16 protein-coding genes are annotated in these 18,894 nt (G+C 50.2%); 6 read left to right on the forward strand and 10 right to left on the reverse strand.

Features of this window, described 5'->3' with window-relative positions:
* The first annotated feature begins 6 nt into the window (after nt 1-6).
* The 4 genes from H6F94_RS20550 to H6F94_RS20565 all read left to right on the forward strand — a co-directional run bounded on the left by H6F94_RS20550 (nt 7) and on the right by H6F94_RS20565 (nt 3,315).
* Nucleotides 7-738 carry a pyridoxine 5'-phosphate synthase gene (locus tag H6F94_RS20550; RefSeq protein WP_190804126.1) on the forward strand — a complete coding sequence of 244 codons (732 nt, stop codon included), beginning with the start codon at nt 7-9 and terminating at the stop codon, nt 736-738.
* A 35-nt stretch (nt 739-773) separates the two neighbouring features.
* Nucleotides 774-1,100 (forward strand): MgPME-cyclase complex family protein, encoded by a 327-nt coding sequence (locus H6F94_RS20555; RefSeq protein ID WP_190804127.1) that lies wholly within the window; start codon nt 774-776, stop codon nt 1,098-1,100.
* 169 nt (nt 1,101-1,269) lie between these two features.
* A complete protein-coding gene (locus H6F94_RS20560; RefSeq protein ID WP_190804128.1) occupies nt 1,270-2,331 on the forward strand; it encodes a hypothetical protein in 1,062 nt (353 codons plus the stop codon).
* A gap of 138 nt (nt 2,332-2,469) precedes the next feature.
* Nucleotides 2,470-3,315, forward strand: a complete 846-nt coding sequence (locus H6F94_RS20565) for an ABC transporter ATP-binding protein (RefSeq protein ID WP_313949341.1) — start codon at nt 2,470-2,472, stop codon at nt 3,313-3,315.
* A gap of 37 nt (nt 3,316-3,352) precedes the next feature.
* Here H6F94_RS20565 and H6F94_RS20570 read toward each other — a convergent pair whose 3' ends face one another.
* Entirely contained in the window at nt 3,353-4,297 is a 945-nt protein-coding gene (locus tag H6F94_RS20570; protein ID WP_190804129.1) for an energy-coupling factor transporter transmembrane component T family protein, read from the reverse strand.
* Nucleotides 4,298-4,371: 74 nt separating this feature from the next.
* On the opposite strand from H6F94_RS20570, the gene H6F94_RS20575 reads away from it, so the two are divergent.
* Nucleotides 4,372-5,049: a 2OG-Fe(II) oxygenase gene (locus H6F94_RS20575; RefSeq protein WP_199320563.1), complete on the forward strand. Its 678-nt coding sequence runs from the start codon at nt 4,372-4,374 to the stop codon at nt 5,047-5,049.
* 163 nt (nt 5,050-5,212) lie between these two features.
* Nucleotides 5,213-5,497: a hypothetical protein gene (locus H6F94_RS20580; RefSeq protein WP_190804130.1), complete on the forward strand. Its 285-nt coding sequence runs from the start codon at nt 5,213-5,215 to the stop codon at nt 5,495-5,497.
* Between the two features lie 52 nt (nt 5,498-5,549).
* Here H6F94_RS20580 and H6F94_RS20585 read toward each other — a convergent pair whose 3' ends face one another.
* From H6F94_RS20585 to H6F94_RS20625, 9 genes are all read right to left on the reverse strand, one after another.
* The gene (locus tag H6F94_RS20585) at nt 5,550-7,382 is read right to left on the reverse strand and encodes an ABC transporter ATP-binding protein (RefSeq protein ID WP_190804131.1); all 1,833 of its coding nucleotides are present in this window, start codon (nt 7,380-7,382) and stop codon (nt 5,550-5,552) included.
* A gap of 38 nt (nt 7,383-7,420) precedes the next feature.
* Nucleotides 7,421-8,650, reverse strand: coding sequence for a glycosyltransferase (locus H6F94_RS20590; RefSeq protein WP_190804132.1), 1,230 nt, complete (start codon nt 8,648-8,650; stop codon nt 7,421-7,423).
* 231 nt (nt 8,651-8,881) lie between these two features.
* Nucleotides 8,882-9,856, reverse strand: coding sequence for a glycosyltransferase family 2 protein (locus tag H6F94_RS20595; protein WP_190804133.1), 975 nt, complete (start codon nt 9,854-9,856; stop codon nt 8,882-8,884).
* Nucleotides 9,857-10,319: 463 nt separating this feature from the next.
* The gene (locus tag H6F94_RS20600) at nt 10,320-11,654 is read right to left on the reverse strand and encodes a glycosyltransferase family 4 protein (RefSeq protein ID WP_190804134.1); all 1,335 of its coding nucleotides are present in this window, start codon (nt 11,652-11,654) and stop codon (nt 10,320-10,322) included.
* 94 nt (nt 11,655-11,748) lie between these two features.
* Entirely contained in the window at nt 11,749-14,043 is a 2,295-nt protein-coding gene (locus tag H6F94_RS20605; RefSeq protein WP_190804135.1) for a WD40/YVTN/BNR-like repeat-containing protein, read from the reverse strand.
* 33 nt (nt 14,044-14,076) lie between these two features.
* Nucleotides 14,077-15,126 carry a glycosyltransferase family 2 protein gene (locus H6F94_RS20610; protein WP_190804136.1) on the reverse strand — a complete coding sequence of 350 codons (1,050 nt, stop codon included), beginning with the start codon at nt 15,124-15,126 and terminating at the stop codon, nt 14,077-14,079.
* Between the two features lie 85 nt (nt 15,127-15,211).
* On the reverse strand, nt 15,212-16,243 hold the full coding sequence (locus H6F94_RS20615) for a glycosyltransferase family 2 protein (RefSeq protein WP_190804137.1): 1,032 nt from the start codon (nt 16,241-16,243) through the stop codon (nt 15,212-15,214).
* 53 nt (nt 16,244-16,296) lie between these two features.
* Nucleotides 16,297-17,580, reverse strand: a complete 1,284-nt coding sequence (locus tag H6F94_RS20620) for a lipopolysaccharide biosynthesis protein (protein WP_313949342.1) — start codon at nt 17,578-17,580, stop codon at nt 16,297-16,299.
* A gap of 117 nt (nt 17,581-17,697) precedes the next feature.
* A complete protein-coding gene (locus H6F94_RS20625; RefSeq protein ID WP_190804138.1) occupies nt 17,698-18,708 on the reverse strand; it encodes a glycosyltransferase family 2 protein in 1,011 nt (336 codons plus the stop codon).
* Nucleotides 18,709-18,894: the final 186 nt, after the last annotated feature.

Genomic DNA, 18,894 nt, shown 5'->3' on the forward strand with positions numbered 1-18,894 from the left:
TTTCTTATGCCGACTCTGGGCGTCAATATTGACCACGTTGCCACAATCCGCCAAGCTCGCCGCACGGTTGAACCGGATCCTATAGCGGCGGCTGTTCTGGCTGAATTGGGGGGAGCAGATGGCATTACCGTCCATCTGCGCGAAGACCGGCGTCACATTCAGGACCGGGATGTTCGCTTGTTGCGGCAGACCGTGCGTACTCATCTCAATTTAGAGATGGCAGCCACACCGGAGATGGTCGCGATTGCCCTAGACCTCAAGCCCGACTACATCACCTTGGTGCCGGAAAAGCGGGAGGAAGTAACCACCGAAGGTGGCTTAGATATCGCCAGTCAGCAAAGCCGGATAACTGAAATTGTTGACCAGCTACAGCAGCAGGGAGGCATTCCGGTCAGTCTGTTCATTGATGCTGATCAACCTCAACTAGAAGCAGCAGCTAAAGTTGGAGCCAAGTTTGTTGAACTGCACACCGGACGCTATGCAGAAGCCCGAGGGGAAGCTGAACAGCATCGCGAGCTAGCAGTGCTACAACAGGGAACAACTCAGGCCCGACAGCTCGGCCTGCGGGTCAATGCGGGCCACGGTCTTACCTATTGGAATACGGCAGCAATTGCCGCCATTCCAGGCATGGAGGAATTGAATATTGGTCACTCGATCATCAGCCGAGCTGTACTAGTTGGGTTGGAACGAGCCGTACGCGAAATGAAACAACTGATTGTGGGCCAGCAATCGGTATGATCAAGCGATTGCAGCCTGAAATCTGAGACCGTTCTATGCAGACTTACTACTTTGTTGCTGCCAGCCGCCGTTTCTTGTTAGAAGAAGAGCCGCTTACTGAAGTGCTCAAAGAGCGTCAGCGCCATTATCGTGAGCAAGAAAAGAATATTGACTTCTGGCTAGTGGAAGCCCCTGCCTTTCTGGAAGCACCTGAATTCGCCAACCTGAAGCAGCAAATTCCCCAACCAGCCGCCGCGGTGGTCTCTACGGATGCTCAGTTTATTCGCTGGCTGCAGTTGCGCCTAGAGTATGTGGCAACTGGGGAATTTCAGGCTCCTTCTGAGCAGATTGCCGATCCTTTGGCGTCTTTGATATCAGTTTAAGAACTGGGTCAAAGACTGGTCCAAAGACGGCTCAAGGACGGCTCAAAGATGAGGAGCTGAGGGACTGGAAAGGATACTGCCCATTTAGTAGCCTTACAAGCTACAATCGGGTGGATTTTCTGTGGGCTGAGGCATTTGGGGCACCGCACCCACTCACGGGGAAAAGCCCATGAGCTATAACGTCTTGCAACTCCTGTACCGCCAAATTGCAAGTTTGGCAGTGGCATTGGCGCTGGGACAAATGGCACTGGCACAGATGGCTCCAGCAGCAGCTCAAGTCTCACCCGCACCGCTCAGTACAAACCTCTCAACTGGAACCACAACTGGCAGCTATACGCTGCCAGACTGTCAACTCCCAGGTGTAGCAGGCGCTTTACTACTCGTGCTACGCAGTGACTACACGGCACTATCGCAGGTGCAGCCGCTGTTTGCGGGAGCAACGCCTTGTAGCTACTACAACCAAACCGCGACCCGATTAGGGTATATGGACCTGGAGCGGGCCAACCAGTGGGCAAACTATTTAGGGTCAACTTATGACCTACCTGCTCTGGTGGTCGCTGCTCCAAGCAACTCTAGTCAAGAGGTGACGGTTGTGCAACGCACCAACACCCAAACGGGCAATAACCTCTTTGCCCGTTACCTGGTCCTGATTGATCCTCGGGGCAATGGCAATGCTCTACCACTCCTGCGCCAGAATACGGGGTTAGACGCTCAATACATTCTCTATGGTCAACAGACACTGATCGCGGCCTATGGCACGAATATCGCAGCTCAGGCGAACCAAACCTCTGCTGAACTCCGTCGCCGTGGCTTTGAGGCCAACGTCTTGGACCGCCAACTGAGCACTTCTCAGCCCTTGAGAGTCACCCAGATTGCTAGTCGTCCTATAGGATCAGCAGCTAATTACTCTAACTCCCGACTCCCAGGTCGGACAAACCAACGGGCCAATAGTAGCCCAGTTAGCCTGAGCAGCCAAGGTAGCCAGGGGACCAATCGTTCTCGTTCTGAACAAGAGCGACGCGTGATTTATCGCATCCTGATTCCCCGCTACAATCCCGGCACGCTAGGGCAGGTGCAGAAGTTGGCGCCAGATGCATTCGAGCGGGTTGTCAACGACCAACCTTTTATCCAGGCTGCGTCCTACTTAGATCGGGATACGGCTGAACGCAATCGTTCCCAATGGCTAGAGAACAACTTCCCTGGCACGTTGATCGAAGCAGCCCGAGACTAAGTTCCATCAGTCCGGTGCCATCTCTCAGTCAGGCTACTGCCTTTGCGATCCCGGTATAAGCCTGAGTCTGAGGAGAAAAACCTAGACAAATAGTTTAATGAAGGTTGTATCTCTCCCCCTGCTTATTCCAGGTAACCTGTGACAGAAATCGCCATCTCCCTTGAAAACGTCTCCAAGAGCTACAACGGCGTGCCAGTGGTCAATGACCTGTCTCTGGCAATTCGACGAGGTGAGATGTTTGGCCTGCTGGGTCCTAATGGGGCCGGCAAGTCGACGACCATTCGCATGTTGACCACGCTGACTGCCCCTAGCTCTGGTCAGCTCCAGGTTGCTAACTACGACGTCACCCGTGAAACTTTGGCGGTGCGACGCTCGATCGGTGTGGTTTTGCAACAGCTAAGCGTGGATCTCGATTTGACGGCGTGGGAGAACATGGAGCTGCATGGGCGGCTCCATCACATTCCCAATCCGGACCGGCAGAAGCGAATTGAATCTTGGCTGGATTATGTCGAACTCAGCGACCGACGCGATGATTTGGTCAAGACGCTATCAGGGGGCATGAGGCGCCGCTTACAAATCGCGCGGGCTCTGCTGCATGAGCCCTCGATCCTATTTCTAGACGAGCCCACCGTAGGGCTTGACCCTCAAACCCGTCGCCGTATCTGGGAAATTATCCGGGATCTCAATAGCAAGGGGCTTACCCTATTGCTAACTACGCACTACATGCAGGAGGCAGAGACTCTCTGTCAACGAGTTGGGATCATGGACGCGGGTAAGCTGATTGAACTGGGTCGGCCCTCGGAGTTACGCTCTCGCCATGGCGAAGGCGTAGTGATTAAAGGCAACGGAGATCATAACTTTTTCCCAGATTTGCCGGCGGCCATTGCCTATGTCGATGCGCAGGAAGACCGAACCGGTATGATGGCTCGCCCCTCCAACCTGGAAGATATTTTCATTGAGCTGACAGGCCGACGTCTCGATTAGACAAAGCGATGTTTTGACCAGACAAACCGAGACGAGCCTAAGAAACGCCGCCGAAGCCAATCCGTAAGGCCCAAAAGCCGCCCAGGACCGCCAGGGCTAGCCAATCCCATAGGCGGAGTTGCAGCCGACTCCAAATCACCCGGTGCTCGTTAGGGCTAGTAAAGCCCCGGACCTGCATAGCACTGGCGATCTGCTCAGCCCGCAGCAACAAATTCTCCAGCAGTCGCTCAGCTACGGTTAACCAGAGATTGAGCGCGCGGCGAACTCCCAGCTTTTTCCAGTTAATCGCTCGGGTCCGCACGGCTCGGAACAGATTTTGCACCTCTTCGAGGACCAAAGGAACAAAGCGCAGAGACAGCGTCAGTGCCAGTGAAATCTCCGTAACCGGTAGGCCGAAGCTGCGCAGTGGCCGCATCAAGCTTTCTAGACCATTGGTAATTTCTTCTGGCGCAGTGGTCAGCAGGAATAGAGTTGTGGCGTAGATCAGGGTGAAGAGCAGCGTACTCACTCGCAAGCCCAGTTGTAGCGACCGCCGAGTGACATGGAGCGGCCCAATATCCACCAGTTTGTAGTGGTAGTCAGTGGGTTGGGGCAGTTCACCCGGTGGACGTAGCAAATTGAAAAAGAGTGGGCTTTCTGTCTCCTGCCCACTGGCAGACGTGGTTGAGACTAAGCCCTCACGCCGAGGTTGATGGCTAGCTCTAATGCCATCAGGAGCCGCAGAGGTCACAACCAGGACAAACAGCGCTAGGATCATCAACCAACCCATCTGTTGCCGCCATACCCGCAAGGGCACTCGCACGGCAATAGTTAGGAGGATAAGGCCAGCGACCATCGCCAGTCGCCAGGCATTACTCGCCAAAATGGGAGCTGCCAGAAAACTGAGCAGCCATGCCATTTTGATCCGGGGATCTAAATAATGCAGCCAGGTGAGTGGCTGCTCTAGATACAGACCGATGGGCAGAGAGCGCAGGATATCCATTCGCTCAGCTTACCCTTCTAGGTTGAGAAACGGCGATACAACGTCACCCCTCATACTTGTCAGGTATTCAGTCTTTGAGCTACTACACCGCCACGACTCAGGCTTTTCCATTGGCTTACCTCAATGAGCTGAGAGGGCAAATTCTGGCTTGCCCTTACCTAGCTACGAATAATCTCAATCGTGATTTTGTGGGAACACGCGGCTTCTCTGTGGTATTCCAGCGCGCTGGGCTAGATCAGGTTGAGCGCCGCTTTCCCTTTTTTAGACCTTATTTGCAGCAAGCTTTGCAAACTACCTGTAATGCTTTTTACCTTAACCCTCTGTTGCTAAAGACGGGCTCTCGGGTGGACCCCCATATCGACCGCAGTCTGCGCTCTTACTGCAAAATTATTGAGCCGCCCCTCACTGTGAGTGTTCTCTATGTCCAGGTTCCGCCTGATCTGGAGGGCGGCGAATTGGTGCTGCGCTATGGCAAACGTCAGGTCGGTCAAATTCGGCCGCAGACTAATACCTTGCTTCACTTCCAGGGCGACCTAACTCACTCAGTGAATGCCGTACACAGTGCTGGCTCTCGACTCAGTTTAGTTTGTGAGCAGTACAGTCTCAGTGACAGTGAGTTGAGCGAAATCCCCAACTTTACGATCGAGTCTAGGGCAACTGCACCTGACCCGAGACTGGCGAAACCCCTTAAAGCCGCTAGTCCCAGTCATCAGGCCAATCATCAGGCCAGTCGCCAGGCCAAAAGTAGCTGACACTGACAATCAACATGGCTGACACGGATAGTTAAGACTACCGGTTGACACTGCTAAAGGACCTGGTCAACAGTGAAGGTAGTCTCCGTATATTTTCGGAGCAGGGGGCGGGCACGGGGACCATCTCTCCCAGGCCGAGGAACTTTCACAGCCCAAGGAACAGATGATGAGAGCAAGCTGGAAATGGCTAGACCAGACCTTAAGGAGCTTGGCTGAGAGCATCCAATGGATGCTGACGAACGCCATTGCTCTGCTCAGCCTATTGGTTCTAGCCTTTGGCAGGAGCTTGCTGCTCCACCTTGTGCTGAGCGGCTGTGTCTATCTGCTCTGGCATTATCTGCTGGTGCCAAATACTGGTTTCCCAGAACTGGCATTCTGGCAGATTTTCCTTGGGATCTTTTTCTTCAGCTTGGGCCTGGAACTGGTACAGACAAAGCTCCGGTCCTGAGCCTCTAAGTCAAAATTGGCTGAGGCGCTCGCTTGCCCAATCTTGAAAGACTTCAGACGGGCAGCGACTGAAGGTTGTGGTAGGACCAGTAAAGCCCGCGGGTTGCCAGCAGTTGGTCATGTTCGCCCTGTTCCACGATTTGTCCTTTCTCCAACACCACAATCCGGTCAGCATTACGCACCGTCGATAAACGGTGAGCAATCACAATCACTGTTCGGTTGCAGCGCAGCCGCTCGATCGCCTCTTGAACCAGATGCTCTGACTGAGAATCTAGGGCGCTGGTGGCCTCATCCAAAATCAGAATCTCTGGGTCACGGAGCATAGCCCGGGCAATCGAGATGCGCTGACGCTGACCGCCAGACAGTTTCACACCCCGATCGCCAACTACAGTATCGTAGCCCTCTGATAATTGACAGATAAAGCCGTGAGCATTAGCGAGACGAGCAGCCTCAACGACCTTAGCTCTATCTACACCCTTAAGCCCGTAGGCAATATTCTCCAGAATCGAAGCGTTGAAAATATAAGTATCCTGGCTAACAATGCCAATGCATTGGCGCAAAGAGATTGGATCGTACTGGCGAATATCTTTGCCATCTAGGGTGATAGAACCTTCGGTGACCTCATAAAAACGTGGGATCAAGGCCGCGATTGTAGACTTTCCGGCACCTGATCCTCCCACCAGGGCAATCGTTTTGCCTTGGGGAATTTCTAGCGAAATACCATTGAGAACATTGGTTCTACCGTTGTAAGAAAAACGCACATTGTTGAAGGCAATGCTTTGGCGTAAGCCCCTAAAAGGTTCAGATCCTGACGGCACGGGATACTGAAGCGGTATGCTCAAAGCTTCAGCAACTTTAGCTAGTGAAGATTGGCTCTCCTGAACCAAGCCTCTAGCGCTGTTGATACGTTTGGTGATTGGAACAATTTTGATCAAAACCAGCATGAAGATGAGCAACTCTGACGTACCGAGTAGCCCTTTAGAAATTAATAATGTATAGCTGCCCACTAATATCAGCATGGCAGCCATGAGCGTGACGAGCTCGGTGAGTGGGTCAATCAGGCTTTGCTTTCTGGCTAAGCCTAAATTGGCCTCCATGTAGTCATCACAAATGTGATTGAACCGCTCTAGTTCAAACTCTTCGGTGCCATAGGACTTAACAATGCGGATGCCACCTAGCGAGTCCAGAGCTAGAGCATTGAGGGCACGTTTAGCAACTACCACTGCGTTGCCATCTCTCTTGATCTGCCGGAGCAAAACCGTAAGCCCTAAAGCAACGCTTGAGATCAAAAGCGCAGTGAGCAAGGTCATGCGCCAGGACACCAGTAGAAGCACACCCAGGTAAGCGAGCAGGATCATCAAGCTCGACAGGCCTAAGAAAAAGGCTCCTATCAGCTTCTTCGTATCGAGCAGCTCACCATGAAGCGTACTCATGATCTTACCGATCTGAGCTTCATCGAAAAAGCTCATTGGCGAATAGAGGTAAATTTGATAGATCCGTTTTTTGAGCAGCTCGATTACCGATTCCCGGTAGAAAGCGGTGATGACTTGCGCAATATAATAAAAGGCGCTTTTAAGAATAAAAACCCCTACCAAAATCAAGGCAAAAAGCCCAACAATCTCACTCTTGGGTTGCTGAACTAGCCAGCTGTTTAAGCCTTCAGTAAAACGGGTTTGAGGAAAGTAAGACGTATTACCTTCGTTCAGCAGAATCTTTAAAAAAGGAATCATCAGGCCGATGCTAATTGCGTCTAGTACAGACGCGACAAACATCATGACCAAGCCAAAGTACAAAGACTTACGAGGCACTTGCCAAACAGAGGAGGCTAGCCTTTCAAAGGGTCCTAGTTTTTTAAAAAATCTGGGGTTGGAAAGGGCTTTGATCATAGAGAATTCCTCACACTGCTTGAAAAGCTGCCTTGGACTTAAACACTCATCAGTTTTTGGTACTGGTCAACCAGTTGGTCATTCAGTCGATACAGGTCATAATGCTGCTCTACATAGGCCCGTCCAGCTCGGCCCCTGTCAGGCCATTGTTCTGGGTGTTCGATCAACTCGTTCAATCTTGCAGCCAGAGTCTCACTGTCTCGCTCAGGCACCAGGAAGCCAGAGATACTATCTTCAATGAGTTCAGGGATACCCCCATGCCAAGTACCAATGACGGGTAAGCCCATTGCCATTGCTTCCTTTAAGACATTTACCGGTGCGTCTTGATTACCATCTCTGCTAGTCACACAGGGCGCGATGAAAATATGGGCGCTGTCAAGAATCTCAATCAATTCCTGCTGTTGCTTGCGGCCCACTAATTTGACGGCATGGCTAACTTCCAATTGGTCAATTAGTTGCTGTAATTCAGGTTTGAGTGGGCCATCGCCAACCACAATATATTCAACATCTCGATTGGTTTGAATCAGTTGAGCAACCGCCCGAATACCATATTCGATGCCCTTTTTCTCAACTAAGCGACCCGAGGTGACAATGCGAACTCGTCCATCGGCAGGCCAATGACGGGGTGCAAATCGAAAACGGCTACAGTCAATACCTGAACGGTAAACAGAGATTTTTTGTTCTTCGCAACCTAGTTTGATCAACCGTTGTTTAAAGTAGTCACAGTTGGGCATGAAAAGATCGCCGACTTGAAAGAGCTGGTCATAAACTCTGTCACCAACCTCCTGAAGATACTTGCTAATGTCATGGCCTCGAAACGCAACCACTAGTTTGCCCTGCTTCCCATTCAGGGCGTGAAATGACATGCCTCTAAATCCCAGAGTTCCAAACTGGCAGTGAATAATGTCGTAAGGCTTTTTGTCTAGTAATGCCACAAGTGAATATAGCAGCCCAAATGAGGTGACCTGGCTGCCATGCGCGAAGACATTGAGAGTATCTAAAAACCTTAAGGGGGCCCTGTGGAAATGGGTGAGCAGCAATCTCAGTGCCTTGAGCGCACATTCCGAGCGGTCTAGCGGCCGCCGAATAAAATAGGTGCGCTCCAGAAGGTTGTACTTTTCCACATCGGGATGAATTTTTAATGTGTCACCTGGTTGATTGGCGTAAATATCAACTTCATGCCCCCGGTCAATCAAGCCTGTAATCTGATTCAGGACGAAGGTTTCCGACAGAACAGGAAATTCACCAACCAGGCAAGCTACTCTCATCGCGATGTCCCTGCGCTACTGTACTTTCGGCTGTGTTGTCATCTCTGAATCTTGAGAACTTAGTAGACTCTTATCATGCCAAATAATTTATTCATTATTTTTTGAATAGTATGGTATTTCTCAACACGAGCACGGCTTGCCTGCCTCAGTTTGGCCTCAAGATTCTGCGTGCTCAATCAGGTATCTCAATCTATCTACTAGGCAGGCAGAGCACCTTAACCCGCTTTGTTTCTAGGGCCCTACAGAAAGCCCCGGCATTTGGACAGACCTATCTTTGAAGCGTTGTAGCAAACGGTTAGTTACTTGTGGCGAGAGCAGGCGCATCAGCGACCATTTCAGCAGCAACTTTTGGGTCTCCCGCTTGAATAACATCTTGGGGTACAGGTGCAACATCTCACCCAGTCTTTGACCTGCTTGCTGCACTCCTTCGGTCGTAGGGCGGTGAAACAGATACATACGCGCTACATGCTGATAAACATTGGCGAGACTTTGTTTTTTGAGCGGTTGAAGTTCTATGGGTGCGGCTTGATATGACTTTTCCACAGCTAGCAGGCTGTACTTCTCTCGAAAGTCAAGGTTAGCCGATAGAGAACTAGAGGACTGACGATACTGAATTTGGTACTGGGGAACTAGAACAAAAGGCCACTGAGCAGCCAAACGTTGCCAGTAATCCCGGTCGTGAGCCAGTTTCAGGGCAGGATCGAACTCGCCAACTGAGTCAATTGCGGCTTTACGAATCAGCGGAATCGAGCCACAGACAAAGAAATTTCTAAGCAGGAGCTGAGCGTAGACATTGCCCTCAAAATGAACAGGCTTCTGCGCGTACAAAAACTTGCCATCCTTGTCCACGAATTCTGTCCAGCTATAAGCAACACCTGCTTCTGGATGTTGCTGCAATGCCCGAAGCTGAGCCTCTAGTTTATCTGGCGTCCAAAGATCATCAGCATCGAGAAAAGCAATAAACTCGCCTTTAGCTTGGACCATGCCTCGATTGCGGGCAATGGCAGCACCAGCGTTCTCATAAGAGAAAACTTTTAGACGCTCATCTTCAATGGTTTCTAGAACCTTCAATGTGCGATCTCTAGAGCCATCATCAACAACAATCAATTCAAAATCAGTGAAAGTTTGCTGCTGAACTGAGCGAATCGTTTCTAGAATAGTGCCTTCAGCATTGTAGGCAGGAACAATGACAGATATCACTGGCATACTTTGAAACCCTGATATGGCAAGAGCAATCTAGCAGTCAAGCAATCAGTGCTCGCCGCAGGAAAAGAACTATTCACGCCTAAGCAGGCCAATGGCTCAATATTCCTAATCGAGTGAGATTTCTTGATCGTTCAGTCAGTTCTGAGCGACTCTACGTTGCTTCGCGCTACGCCACTTGATCAACATCTTAGAGAGTTTGCGTAGTTACACTAACTTGTTGTTGATGCTTTGCTGAATCTTTGCCGTTTTTACCAATTTTCATGAAGTTCCGGTGAAGATAACAGACCTGTCTTTAGCTTAAAAGGGTCGATTTACTGGGCTATGGTTGCCTTACTTCAGTCTTTTTTCCCTACAGGATAAGGCTTTTGAGGATTCATCAGCGGTTACTGAACAAAGATTGAGCAACTGTGCAGATATCAAGCTTCTGTAAAGCTGCATCATTCTTAAGAATGATTGTTGCGGCTCAATGTCCTATTGAGCTCTGAGGAATTAACTCGGGAAAGGGCATGCCGAAGTCAGGTTTATCGGTCCGTTGACCCAGCACCCATTGATAAACTGCCAGAGTTTGCTTCGCCTTAGCCTGCCAGGTGAACTGCTCCAAGGCTCGATTTCGGGCATTCTGGCTCATCTGAGCTAGACCACTGGGATCGGACGCCAAGCGATTGAGCAAATCGCGTAAACGGGTTACCAGTTCTGTTCTTGAACCTAGAGGTAGGGCATAGCCAGTTGATGGGGTAACGAGTTCACCTGGCCCCCCGTAGTTAATCACGATCGGGACTAGCCCTATTGACATCGCCTCAAGTACCACCGCGCCGCCAAATTCGCGAATGCTGGGGAAGGCAAAGACATCGGCTTCAGCGAGATAGCCTTGAACGCGAGTGTGCTCCACTCGACCTGTGAGTTCAATGCCTTCACTAACCCCTTCCCGTTCGATTAACGCCTTGAGCACAGGGAGTTCAGGCCCATGCCCCAAGATTTTCAGGGTTAATCTTCCTGCTCGGACCAACGGAGCCACTGCCTCAATCAGCATGTCAGCGCCTTTGTAAGGAACCAGGCGTCCGACAAAAATAGCTCGCAGAGGCTGAGTAACTTGACGACTACGCTGCCGAGAAAAGCGTTGGGGATCAATAGCATTCTCAGGCATGTAAATGCACTTGTCTCGATAGCGAGCGGGCATCTGCTCCCAAGTAGCCTGTGAGCCAACCATAATCGCCGCCGCATGGCGTCGAGTCACAGTGTAACCAGGCAACAGCCGATACATCCAGCGAATATAGGACAGCCACTCTTTCTCCTTGCGACGCAAGGCATCAAAGCCTCGAGGCCAGGGGAGGCCACCGTTGAGAGGACCGAGCACGAAGGGTACACCCGCCTGCGCACACTTGCGGGCAAGCAGGCTAGGGACCGTCGGGCTGACCGGTGTGACCCGATGAACGAGGTCGAACTGACCTGCGCTGATTCGATCTCCGAACTGTTGCCAGACTAAGTGCTCAAAGTAGTAGTACGACAGAACCGATAGCGCCATCACTGTTGTCCAGCCTCGGCCCGCTCCACCGCGCAGCCAAGATGACGCCTGATTAATCGGCTTGCTGATTCGCTTGACATCAATTGCAGTGAAGTCTTTACCCTCCACACAACCGGCTCGGACAAAGCCTTTGCGATTGCGCGAATGGGTGACGATGTAAGCATCAGTCAGAGCTGCAATTGCTTGGCTATGGGACCAACCAACCAGGGGCACGCTGCCCCATTCAGGGTTAGCCAGTTCAGCAATCAGCAGGACACGGGGACGGGCTAGAGGCATTAGTTTCTCCTAAGGGCAGCCAGTGAACAAGTCAGCAAGTCAACAATGAGCGGGTCAAAAATATTTCGATGGGTTTGTTTTAAACCGTGTCCGATTAGGACGTGCCATAGTAAACTCCCCTGCCGCCAGTACCAACGAAGACCAAACCAAATTGCTGACGACTCGCTTCCATCACTTTCGGGTCTTTGCCAATTGGTCTTTGTGGGTCACCCAGCCGTCGCCAAGTTTTACCCCGATCTAGCGAACGGAAAATGCCTTCGCCGAGGTCAGCTAGCTCACCGTTCAGCTCACCGTATAGATATAAGGCTGGTGTTGTACTACCCGATTGCGGTTTGCCAAAAGCAAACAGATACGCTCTTTTCACACCTGAGACGGCATTGAACGTTTTACCACCATTGGTTGATTGGTAAAGCCCTTGCTGGTCCAGACTCAGCCAAACTTCTCCCTCAACACCTGGCACTGTTTTCAGCGAGTGCCAATCTTCACGAGGTAGGCTGCGATTGACAGGCACAAACGAGTTCCCACCATCAATGCTGCGATAAACTTTGCCATTGCTGTAGTAATAGAAAACATCACCATTGACCTTATCGGCAGTCAAAGATTGGGACCAATTCCACGGTCCTTTACTGGCATCTGGCAAACCAGAAACCCTTTGCCAGGAAGCACCACCATCGGTACTACGTAGGGCTTGGTCTTCACTAATCGTCACTACAAACACATCGGGCTGAGTTGCCGATACCGCAACCCGTAAGGGCATTTTATTGGTGGGAAAGTCTGCAAATGGTTGCCAGGTTCGACCACCATCGGTTGAGGTTGCTCCGTTATAAGTCGAGTTCCAGCGTCTGGCGCCCACACGCACCAGCCGCTGAGGATCAGCTTCACAAAAGGCGATGCTGTAGGTGTCTTGCAGCGACTCTCCAGCTTTGCCTAATTCCAATTTCCGGGACGGATATTGGTCCAATCCCTTGTCGTGATAGAAGCCTTCGACATCAGCCGCGCCACTAATCAACAAGGCTCCTTCAGGCGGCGATACCAAGCTAAATAAAACCAATTCTTCGTGGCCTTGCTCTTGGTTAGTCCAGGTTGCTGGCTGGCGACTAATATCGTCAGTGCGCCAGATACCATACCAATCTGTTAGCCACACTCTACCCGTGTTCTTCGGGTCAAAAGCGATGGCAGCAATCCAGGGTTGCGAACGCATAAAACGAGTCCACCAAGGCACAGTGCTATGCCTACGGCGAGCTTGTTCGGTCCAACTCGATCCACCATCTAAAGAGCGATAGATTTTTGTTGAGGTTGTCTCCCCTAAGCTAACCAAAAGGTCGTTGGCATTGCTCGGATTAACGCTCAGGGCGTTGAAGGTTTTAGCTCTTCTAAAGGGTGTGATATCTTGCCAGGTGTCATTAGCGTATTTGCTTACCCCTGATTCGTGGGTCACATAGAGGCTGCCATCCCTAGCCACAGCTAAACGCTTAGGTTCGGCTGGGCTACCTGTTAATTTACTCCAAGTGATTCCGGCATCAGGGGACTGATAAATGCCGTCTTTATAAGCGACTGCGTAAACAAATCCGGGCACTTGCGATTTGAACACAACGGCTGTGATGCCAATACCAGGTTTGAGGGTGCCGGGGAAAGCAGTGACTGGGTGCCAATTCAAACCAGCATCCAAGGACTGCCAAAGCCCATCTCGCCGAGAACCGAAAAAAAGCATTCTGGAATCCTGCGGATTCACAGCTAATCTTTCGCCAGTCCAACGTAGTTTTTCATTGCCGCCCATTTTCAAATCCAGGTTTAATTTAGTCCAGATTTCACCTCGGTTTGTGGACTTGAAAATCGTGCCCTGATGTGGCCACCAACGGGCAGTGTAATTGCCAACTGCAATGTAAACAAGATCAGGATTGTTGGGATCAAGTGCTAGCGCCTCACCCCCATAGTAATTTTTTTGGGCTAACGGAAAATGGTCCGTGAGTGGAATCCATCTTCGATCAGCAGCATTCCAGCGATAAAAACCGCCGACATCAGTTTTGATGTAAATCAGATCAGCTTGCAGCGGGTGCAGATAGATGCCAGTAACATAGCCGCCACCCCCAATAGCGACATTGGTTCTTCCCAAAACGGCGTTACGTTGATATTCTGAAGCACTTCCTGAAACAGGTCCAGAATTGGAAGAATTTAAAAATTCACCACCCATCCTGCCAACTTGAGGCAATCCGAAAACTGCCAAGATCAGCAGCAGGAGCAACAGCTGTCGCCCCCTACGTTGATGGAACCAACGAAGTCCCTTGGTCAGGAGCTGAAGCGCAAGTTGAGACTGTCCCACCAGGAAAACTACTAACCCGGCAAGGATCAATCCCGTAACTGCCCCTGTAAAGACCAGCAGCTCACTCATAAGATTAGGAAAGCAAAAGGCCGCAGTGAATGCTCACACCAGTTGCCCAACCTGTTGCTCCTGCGCTTGGTCCTGCAAAATGCGACGCTTTTGATTGGCACCGGTTACTTTCAGTGCCAGAGCTTCTAATTGGTAGTACAGAGGCTGGGGTAGAAGCCAGATCAAATAGGCAGCTGCCCCTGTCAAAACCGTCCGTCGAGGTTCTTCCAGTAGCATTCGCCAGTAAGTTGTTAGAGCCTGTTGAAAGAGTTGCACGGCAACAGCACCGTCCCGCAAACTGACAGCTCGGCGGGCCAGGTAGCGCAGGTGATAAGCACGAGCTGGATTCTCCCACTGGGCGACTAGGGCAGGCGCATAGGCGCGGGTTTTCTCAATTACTTGCTCCCAAGAGGCCTGCTTTCTGAGTAGATTCGCCGATACCCCGCCTGAATTGACCCGATACAAAGTCAAAGCCTCAGGAATACCCTCAACTTGCCAAGGAGTTTGAATTGCAATGCGAAACCAGCAATCTAAATCCTGCGAGCCCTGAAGCTGTTCATCCCAATAAAAATCCTGGAGGGTACCATCAAGCTCATCCTGAAATTTGATTGCTTCAAATACGGCCCGTCGGATCACTGCCGCCGAACCATTGCCAATTGGGTTACGGCACAGAGTATCGGCAAGGGTGATTCCCTGAAGCTTGGGCATTTGATAAATGCCTAAAGGATTGCCTGCCTCATCAATAAAGGCTGAACGGCTGAAGCTAATACCAACCTTAGACGATTGCTCCAAATGCTCAATGTGTTTAGCTAGTTTTTCTGGCAGCCACAAATCATCGCCATCCAAGAAGGCAAGGTATTGACCTTGAGCCTGACGGATACCGGCATTTCTGGCAGCATTAGCACCCCGATTTTTCTGACGGATGATCCGAATGCGAGGGTCTTGGAACTGTTGGCAAATTTCAACGCTGCGGTCGGGTGAACCATCATCGACAATCAATAATTCAAAGTCTTGGTAGGTCTGCGCCAAAACTGATTGCACCGTAGCAGCAATATACTGCTCTACTTTGTAAACCGCGATAATGACTGAAACGTTCGGAGTCATAGACCTTCATTACCTCATGCAACCTGAAATTGAGTCTTTGCCCACGCTGCTCAGAACCGTTGTTCAGAACTTGTAAAACACGGTTTCACGCTGATTGTCCAGACTGCTCTTGTAAAATGCGACGTTTTTGCAGCGTGCTTGCAATTTTTGCTGCCGAGTTTTCAAGTTGGTTGTAGAGCGATTGAGGTAGGAGCCAGAGTAAATAGGCCGCTGCCAAAATACGCAGTGTACGGCGTGGTTCTTGCCAGAGGATGCGTGGATCCAGGCGTAGGGACCGATGCAGAAATTGCACAGCCATTGGTCCTGCTTGAAGCCGGACGGCACTGCGAGCCAGGTAGCGCAAGCGATAGGCTGTGCCCAACTTGCCCCATTGCTCGGCCAGATCTGGAGCGTAGGATTGCACCTTTTCAACCACCTGTTGCCAGGCAGCCAACTGCTGTTCTAAGTTGGCTGAAAGCCCTCCTGAGTTAACACGATATAGGGTCAAGGCTTCAGGTAAACCTTCGATTTGCCAATCCGTCAAACTGGCGATGCGTAACCAACACTCAATATCTTCAGCTCGACGGAACTGCTCGTCAAAGTAGAAGTCTTCAGGTGTGCCATAGAGATTGGCTTGAAAGCGAATAGCCTCTAATGTTTGTCGACGCAGAACAGCAGCGGAACCATTGCCAATGGGGTTAACTCGAAACAGAGAAGCGGCGGTAATGTTCTGAAGCTGTGGCATCAAGTAGGTTCCTAGCGCCTCTCCTGCCTCGTTGATCAAGGCCGAACGGCTAAAACTTACGCCCACTTCGGGTGAACGTTCGAGATGTTCCACATGTTTAGCTAGCTTCTCAGGCAGCCATAAGTCATCTCCATCTAGAAAGGCCAGATACTCACCCTGAGCCTGCCGAATCCCTGTATTTCTAGCTCCAGCCAACCCCCGGTTCCGCTGATGAATAACTTTGATTCTGGGGTCTGAGAACTGCTGGCAAATCTCTACACTGCGCTGCGGGCATTGATCATCAACGATCAGCAGCTCAAAATCTGAAAAAGTTTGCTTAAGCACAGACTGCACAGTGGCAGCGATATATTTCTCGACGCAGTGGACTGGAATAATGACAGCTACTTTAGGCATTGTGGTAGTTCATCTAAAAAGTTAGCAATTACGAAATCATCCACATTTAGGATTTAGACATTGGAGGTGAGCAGCTTGGATGAGTGAAAGACATGATTCGTAGCCCAGATCACGAACAGGGGCAGAAAAATCGCGTGAGTTAACAGAACAGAAGTTGCAACCCCCCAGGCCTGCCAGCGGACGCCAATTAATAAGCCAATCGCGAAGATGGTTGTAAAGAGCACATTCCATCTCAAGTCAAGATTTGGTTTACCAACAGCGGTTAGCAACTGAGAAGCGGCCTCGGCGAAAGGTCTTGGAATAGCCGACAAGCAGATAATGATCAAAATAGGAATGGCAGCGGTCCACTCTTTACCAAAAACGGTCGGTACGTAGAAAGACGCGAGACTTGACTGCAAAACAACCAAAGGAACAATAATGCAGGCAATGATTTTCAGGCTGCTCCAATAGCGTTTCCTAAATTCCAACCAGTTGGAACGAGCAGCACACAAATGGGGCAATAATGCTGAGTTGAGCGCACTAATAATGCTGAGACTGATACCCAGACCAGCATTAAAGGCAAAGTAATAAATTCCGAGTTCTGCGATGCCAATGAAGCGGCCAACGATGAGATAGTCTAGATTATTTCTCAGGGCCTTCAGCAACTCAACTCCTAAAATATTTCTGCCGAAACTAAAGATCTCTGGCCAATCTTTGGTTGTCAAGCCGGAGGTTGGCTGCCAACTGTGGTGGCTATAGTAAACCCAAACCCAAACTGGGGCGACTAAAACTCCCGGCAGAACAATTGCCCACATTCCTAGCCCTAAACAAGCCAGTAGCGCAGACAGAACGTAATTTGAGGAGTTCTGAAGAGTTTTCGCTAAAGCTGCGATTTCAAGACGGTTCTCCCGATGGATGAGAGCGGCTTGTACCGCAGCCATAGGCGTGAGCAAGTAAACCAGGGCAGAGACACAAATGGGTAGGATCAGCTTGCTATCGTGATAGAACCAAGCAACTGGAAAGGCAACCAGGCATTGGCCTACGAATAAGCCACAAAAAACTACCCAATTTAACCAGTAGCCAGCGTTGCACAAGCGCTCTAGATCTTCTGAATCGGCCTGGACAATTTTTGCGCCAATGCCAATGCGCGTGAAGACCTGCGTGAACTCTCGAACGGCTAAGACCACTGCCCCCAACCCGTAGTCATAGGGAGTCAGGAAGCGGGCTAGAATGACCGTTACCGCTAAGCGCACCAGCCGAATTGCGATTTCTGATCCGCCTAGCCAGCCCAAATTACGAATGAACTTGCTTCTCAACTGTTGCTTGAGTTTCACCCCAATTTTGTCAACCAGTATCACTAGCGAGTCCCCAACCGTCTCTTACTACAGTAATCTCGCTCAATCGCTAATTTCCTAGCTCTCGAATCCCAAACCTCCGACACTAGCAGTTGATTGGGAAAACACCTCTCTTTTAGGTCAATTAGCGGCAGGTCGCAAACTTAGAGAAACTCCCTCCTCTGATAGCACTTGACTGGCAGCAGTGGGGAAATGTTTACCCAGAAAACCGACCCAGTCACTTGCCAGCTGATAAGGCAATAACTGCAACAGCCCCAATCTTAATGCCAGCCGCTGCGTTTTGCGCTCCATCAAAAGATCAGGATTTAAGCGAATTGCCATTTGTAGCCGTTGAGAAGCTTGCTTAATACTCTGCGAGTTGAGGGCGTGAGTTGAATAGAGTTGAGCAATGTATCGATAGGTGTTAGCAAGGCTACATTTTTTCAAGTACTGCAACTCTAACGGTGCCGACTGGAAGGCCCTCTCAATAACCTGCAGATTGTACTTTTCCATAACGTCTACTTTGGAGGTCATAGACTGTGAGGACTGCCGATACAAAATCTGATACTTTGGCACCACCGCAAACTGGCAGCGAGAAGCTAAGCGCAGGTAATAGTCCCAATCCTCTGCCGACTTAAGTGTTGGCTCAAAGCGACCAGCACACTCGACAACTCGGCGACGAACCAGGATATTGGAACCATTCGAGATGAAGTTCTTAACCAGTAGATGGGGATAGATATCACCCTCTAGAAAAATTGGCTCACGGGCATACAAAAATCGTCCTGCGGCATCGATAAATGCAGTCCAACTATAGGCAGCCCCAATTTCGGGAGATTTTTGAATCGCCATCAACTGTAGCTCTAGTTTATCTGGAACCCACAAATCATCGGCGTCAATGAAAGTAATGAACTCCCCTGTAGCTATGCCAATGCCGCGATTACGAGCCATGGGCAAGCCTGCATTGGCATAGGTAAAGATTTTCAGCCTTGGGTCTTGAATCTGCTCAAGAATGTCTAAGGTTTTATCAGTCGAGCCATCATTGATGACAATTAGTTCAAAGTCTGTGAAAGTTTGTTGCTGAACGGACTGAATAGTTTCAGAAATTGTCTGTTCAGCATTGTAGGCAGGAACGATGACAGAGATTGTCGGCATAAAAACTGCTCTCCTAGCGGGAGATTCTCAGCCTTTGTAGTGCAGCTGAAATTCTCGTTTTTCTGTAAAAATCATCAACAGAATCTTGCCATTCTGCTGAAATCAATTCATTGCAGAAATAAGTAGCTTTATTAGTTCGAAAGCTATGGCAACATCGTACATTTGAATAGTGAATATTGTCAGCTG

Source organism: Leptolyngbya sp. FACHB-261, from assembly GCF_014696065.1.
Lineage (GTDB): Bacteria > Cyanobacteriota > Cyanobacteriia > FACHB-261 > FACHB-261 > FACHB-261.

Coding starts and splice junctions, on each gene's coding strand:
- H6F94_RS20550 (WP_190804126.1), top strand. CDS start 7: ATGCCGACTCTGGGCGTCAATATTGACCACGTTGCCACAATCCGCCAA.
- H6F94_RS20555 (WP_190804127.1), top strand. CDS start 774: ATGCAGACTTACTACTTTGTTGCTGCCAGCCGCCGTTTCTTGTTAGAA.
- H6F94_RS20560 (WP_190804128.1), top strand. CDS start 1,270: ATGAGCTATAACGTCTTGCAACTCCTGTACCGCCAAATTGCAAGTTTG.
- H6F94_RS20570 (WP_190804129.1), bottom strand. CDS start 4,297: ATGGATATCCTGCGCTCTCTGCCCATCGGTCTGTATCTAGAGCAGCCA.
- H6F94_RS20580 (WP_190804130.1), top strand. CDS start 5,213: ATGATGAGAGCAAGCTGGAAATGGCTAGACCAGACCTTAAGGAGCTTG.
- H6F94_RS20585 (WP_190804131.1), bottom strand. CDS start 7,382: ATGATCAAAGCCCTTTCCAACCCCAGATTTTTTAAAAAACTAGGACCC.
- H6F94_RS20590 (WP_190804132.1), bottom strand. CDS start 8,650: ATGAGAGTAGCTTGCCTGGTTGGTGAATTTCCTGTTCTGTCGGAAACC.
- H6F94_RS20595 (WP_190804133.1), bottom strand. CDS start 9,856: ATGCCAGTGATATCTGTCATTGTTCCTGCCTACAATGCTGAAGGCACT.
- H6F94_RS20600 (WP_190804134.1), bottom strand. CDS start 11,654: ATGCCTCTAGCCCGTCCCCGTGTCCTGCTGATTGCTGAACTGGCTAAC.
- H6F94_RS20605 (WP_190804135.1), bottom strand. CDS start 14,043: ATGAGTGAGCTGCTGGTCTTTACAGGGGCAGTTACGGGATTGATCCTT.
- H6F94_RS20610 (WP_190804136.1), bottom strand. CDS start 15,126: ATGACTCCGAACGTTTCAGTCATTATCGCGGTTTACAAAGTAGAGCAG.
- H6F94_RS20615 (WP_190804137.1), bottom strand. CDS start 16,243: ATGCCTAAAGTAGCTGTCATTATTCCAGTCCACTGCGTCGAGAAATAT.
- H6F94_RS20625 (WP_190804138.1), bottom strand. CDS start 18,708: ATGCCGACAATCTCTGTCATCGTTCCTGCCTACAATGCTGAACAGACA.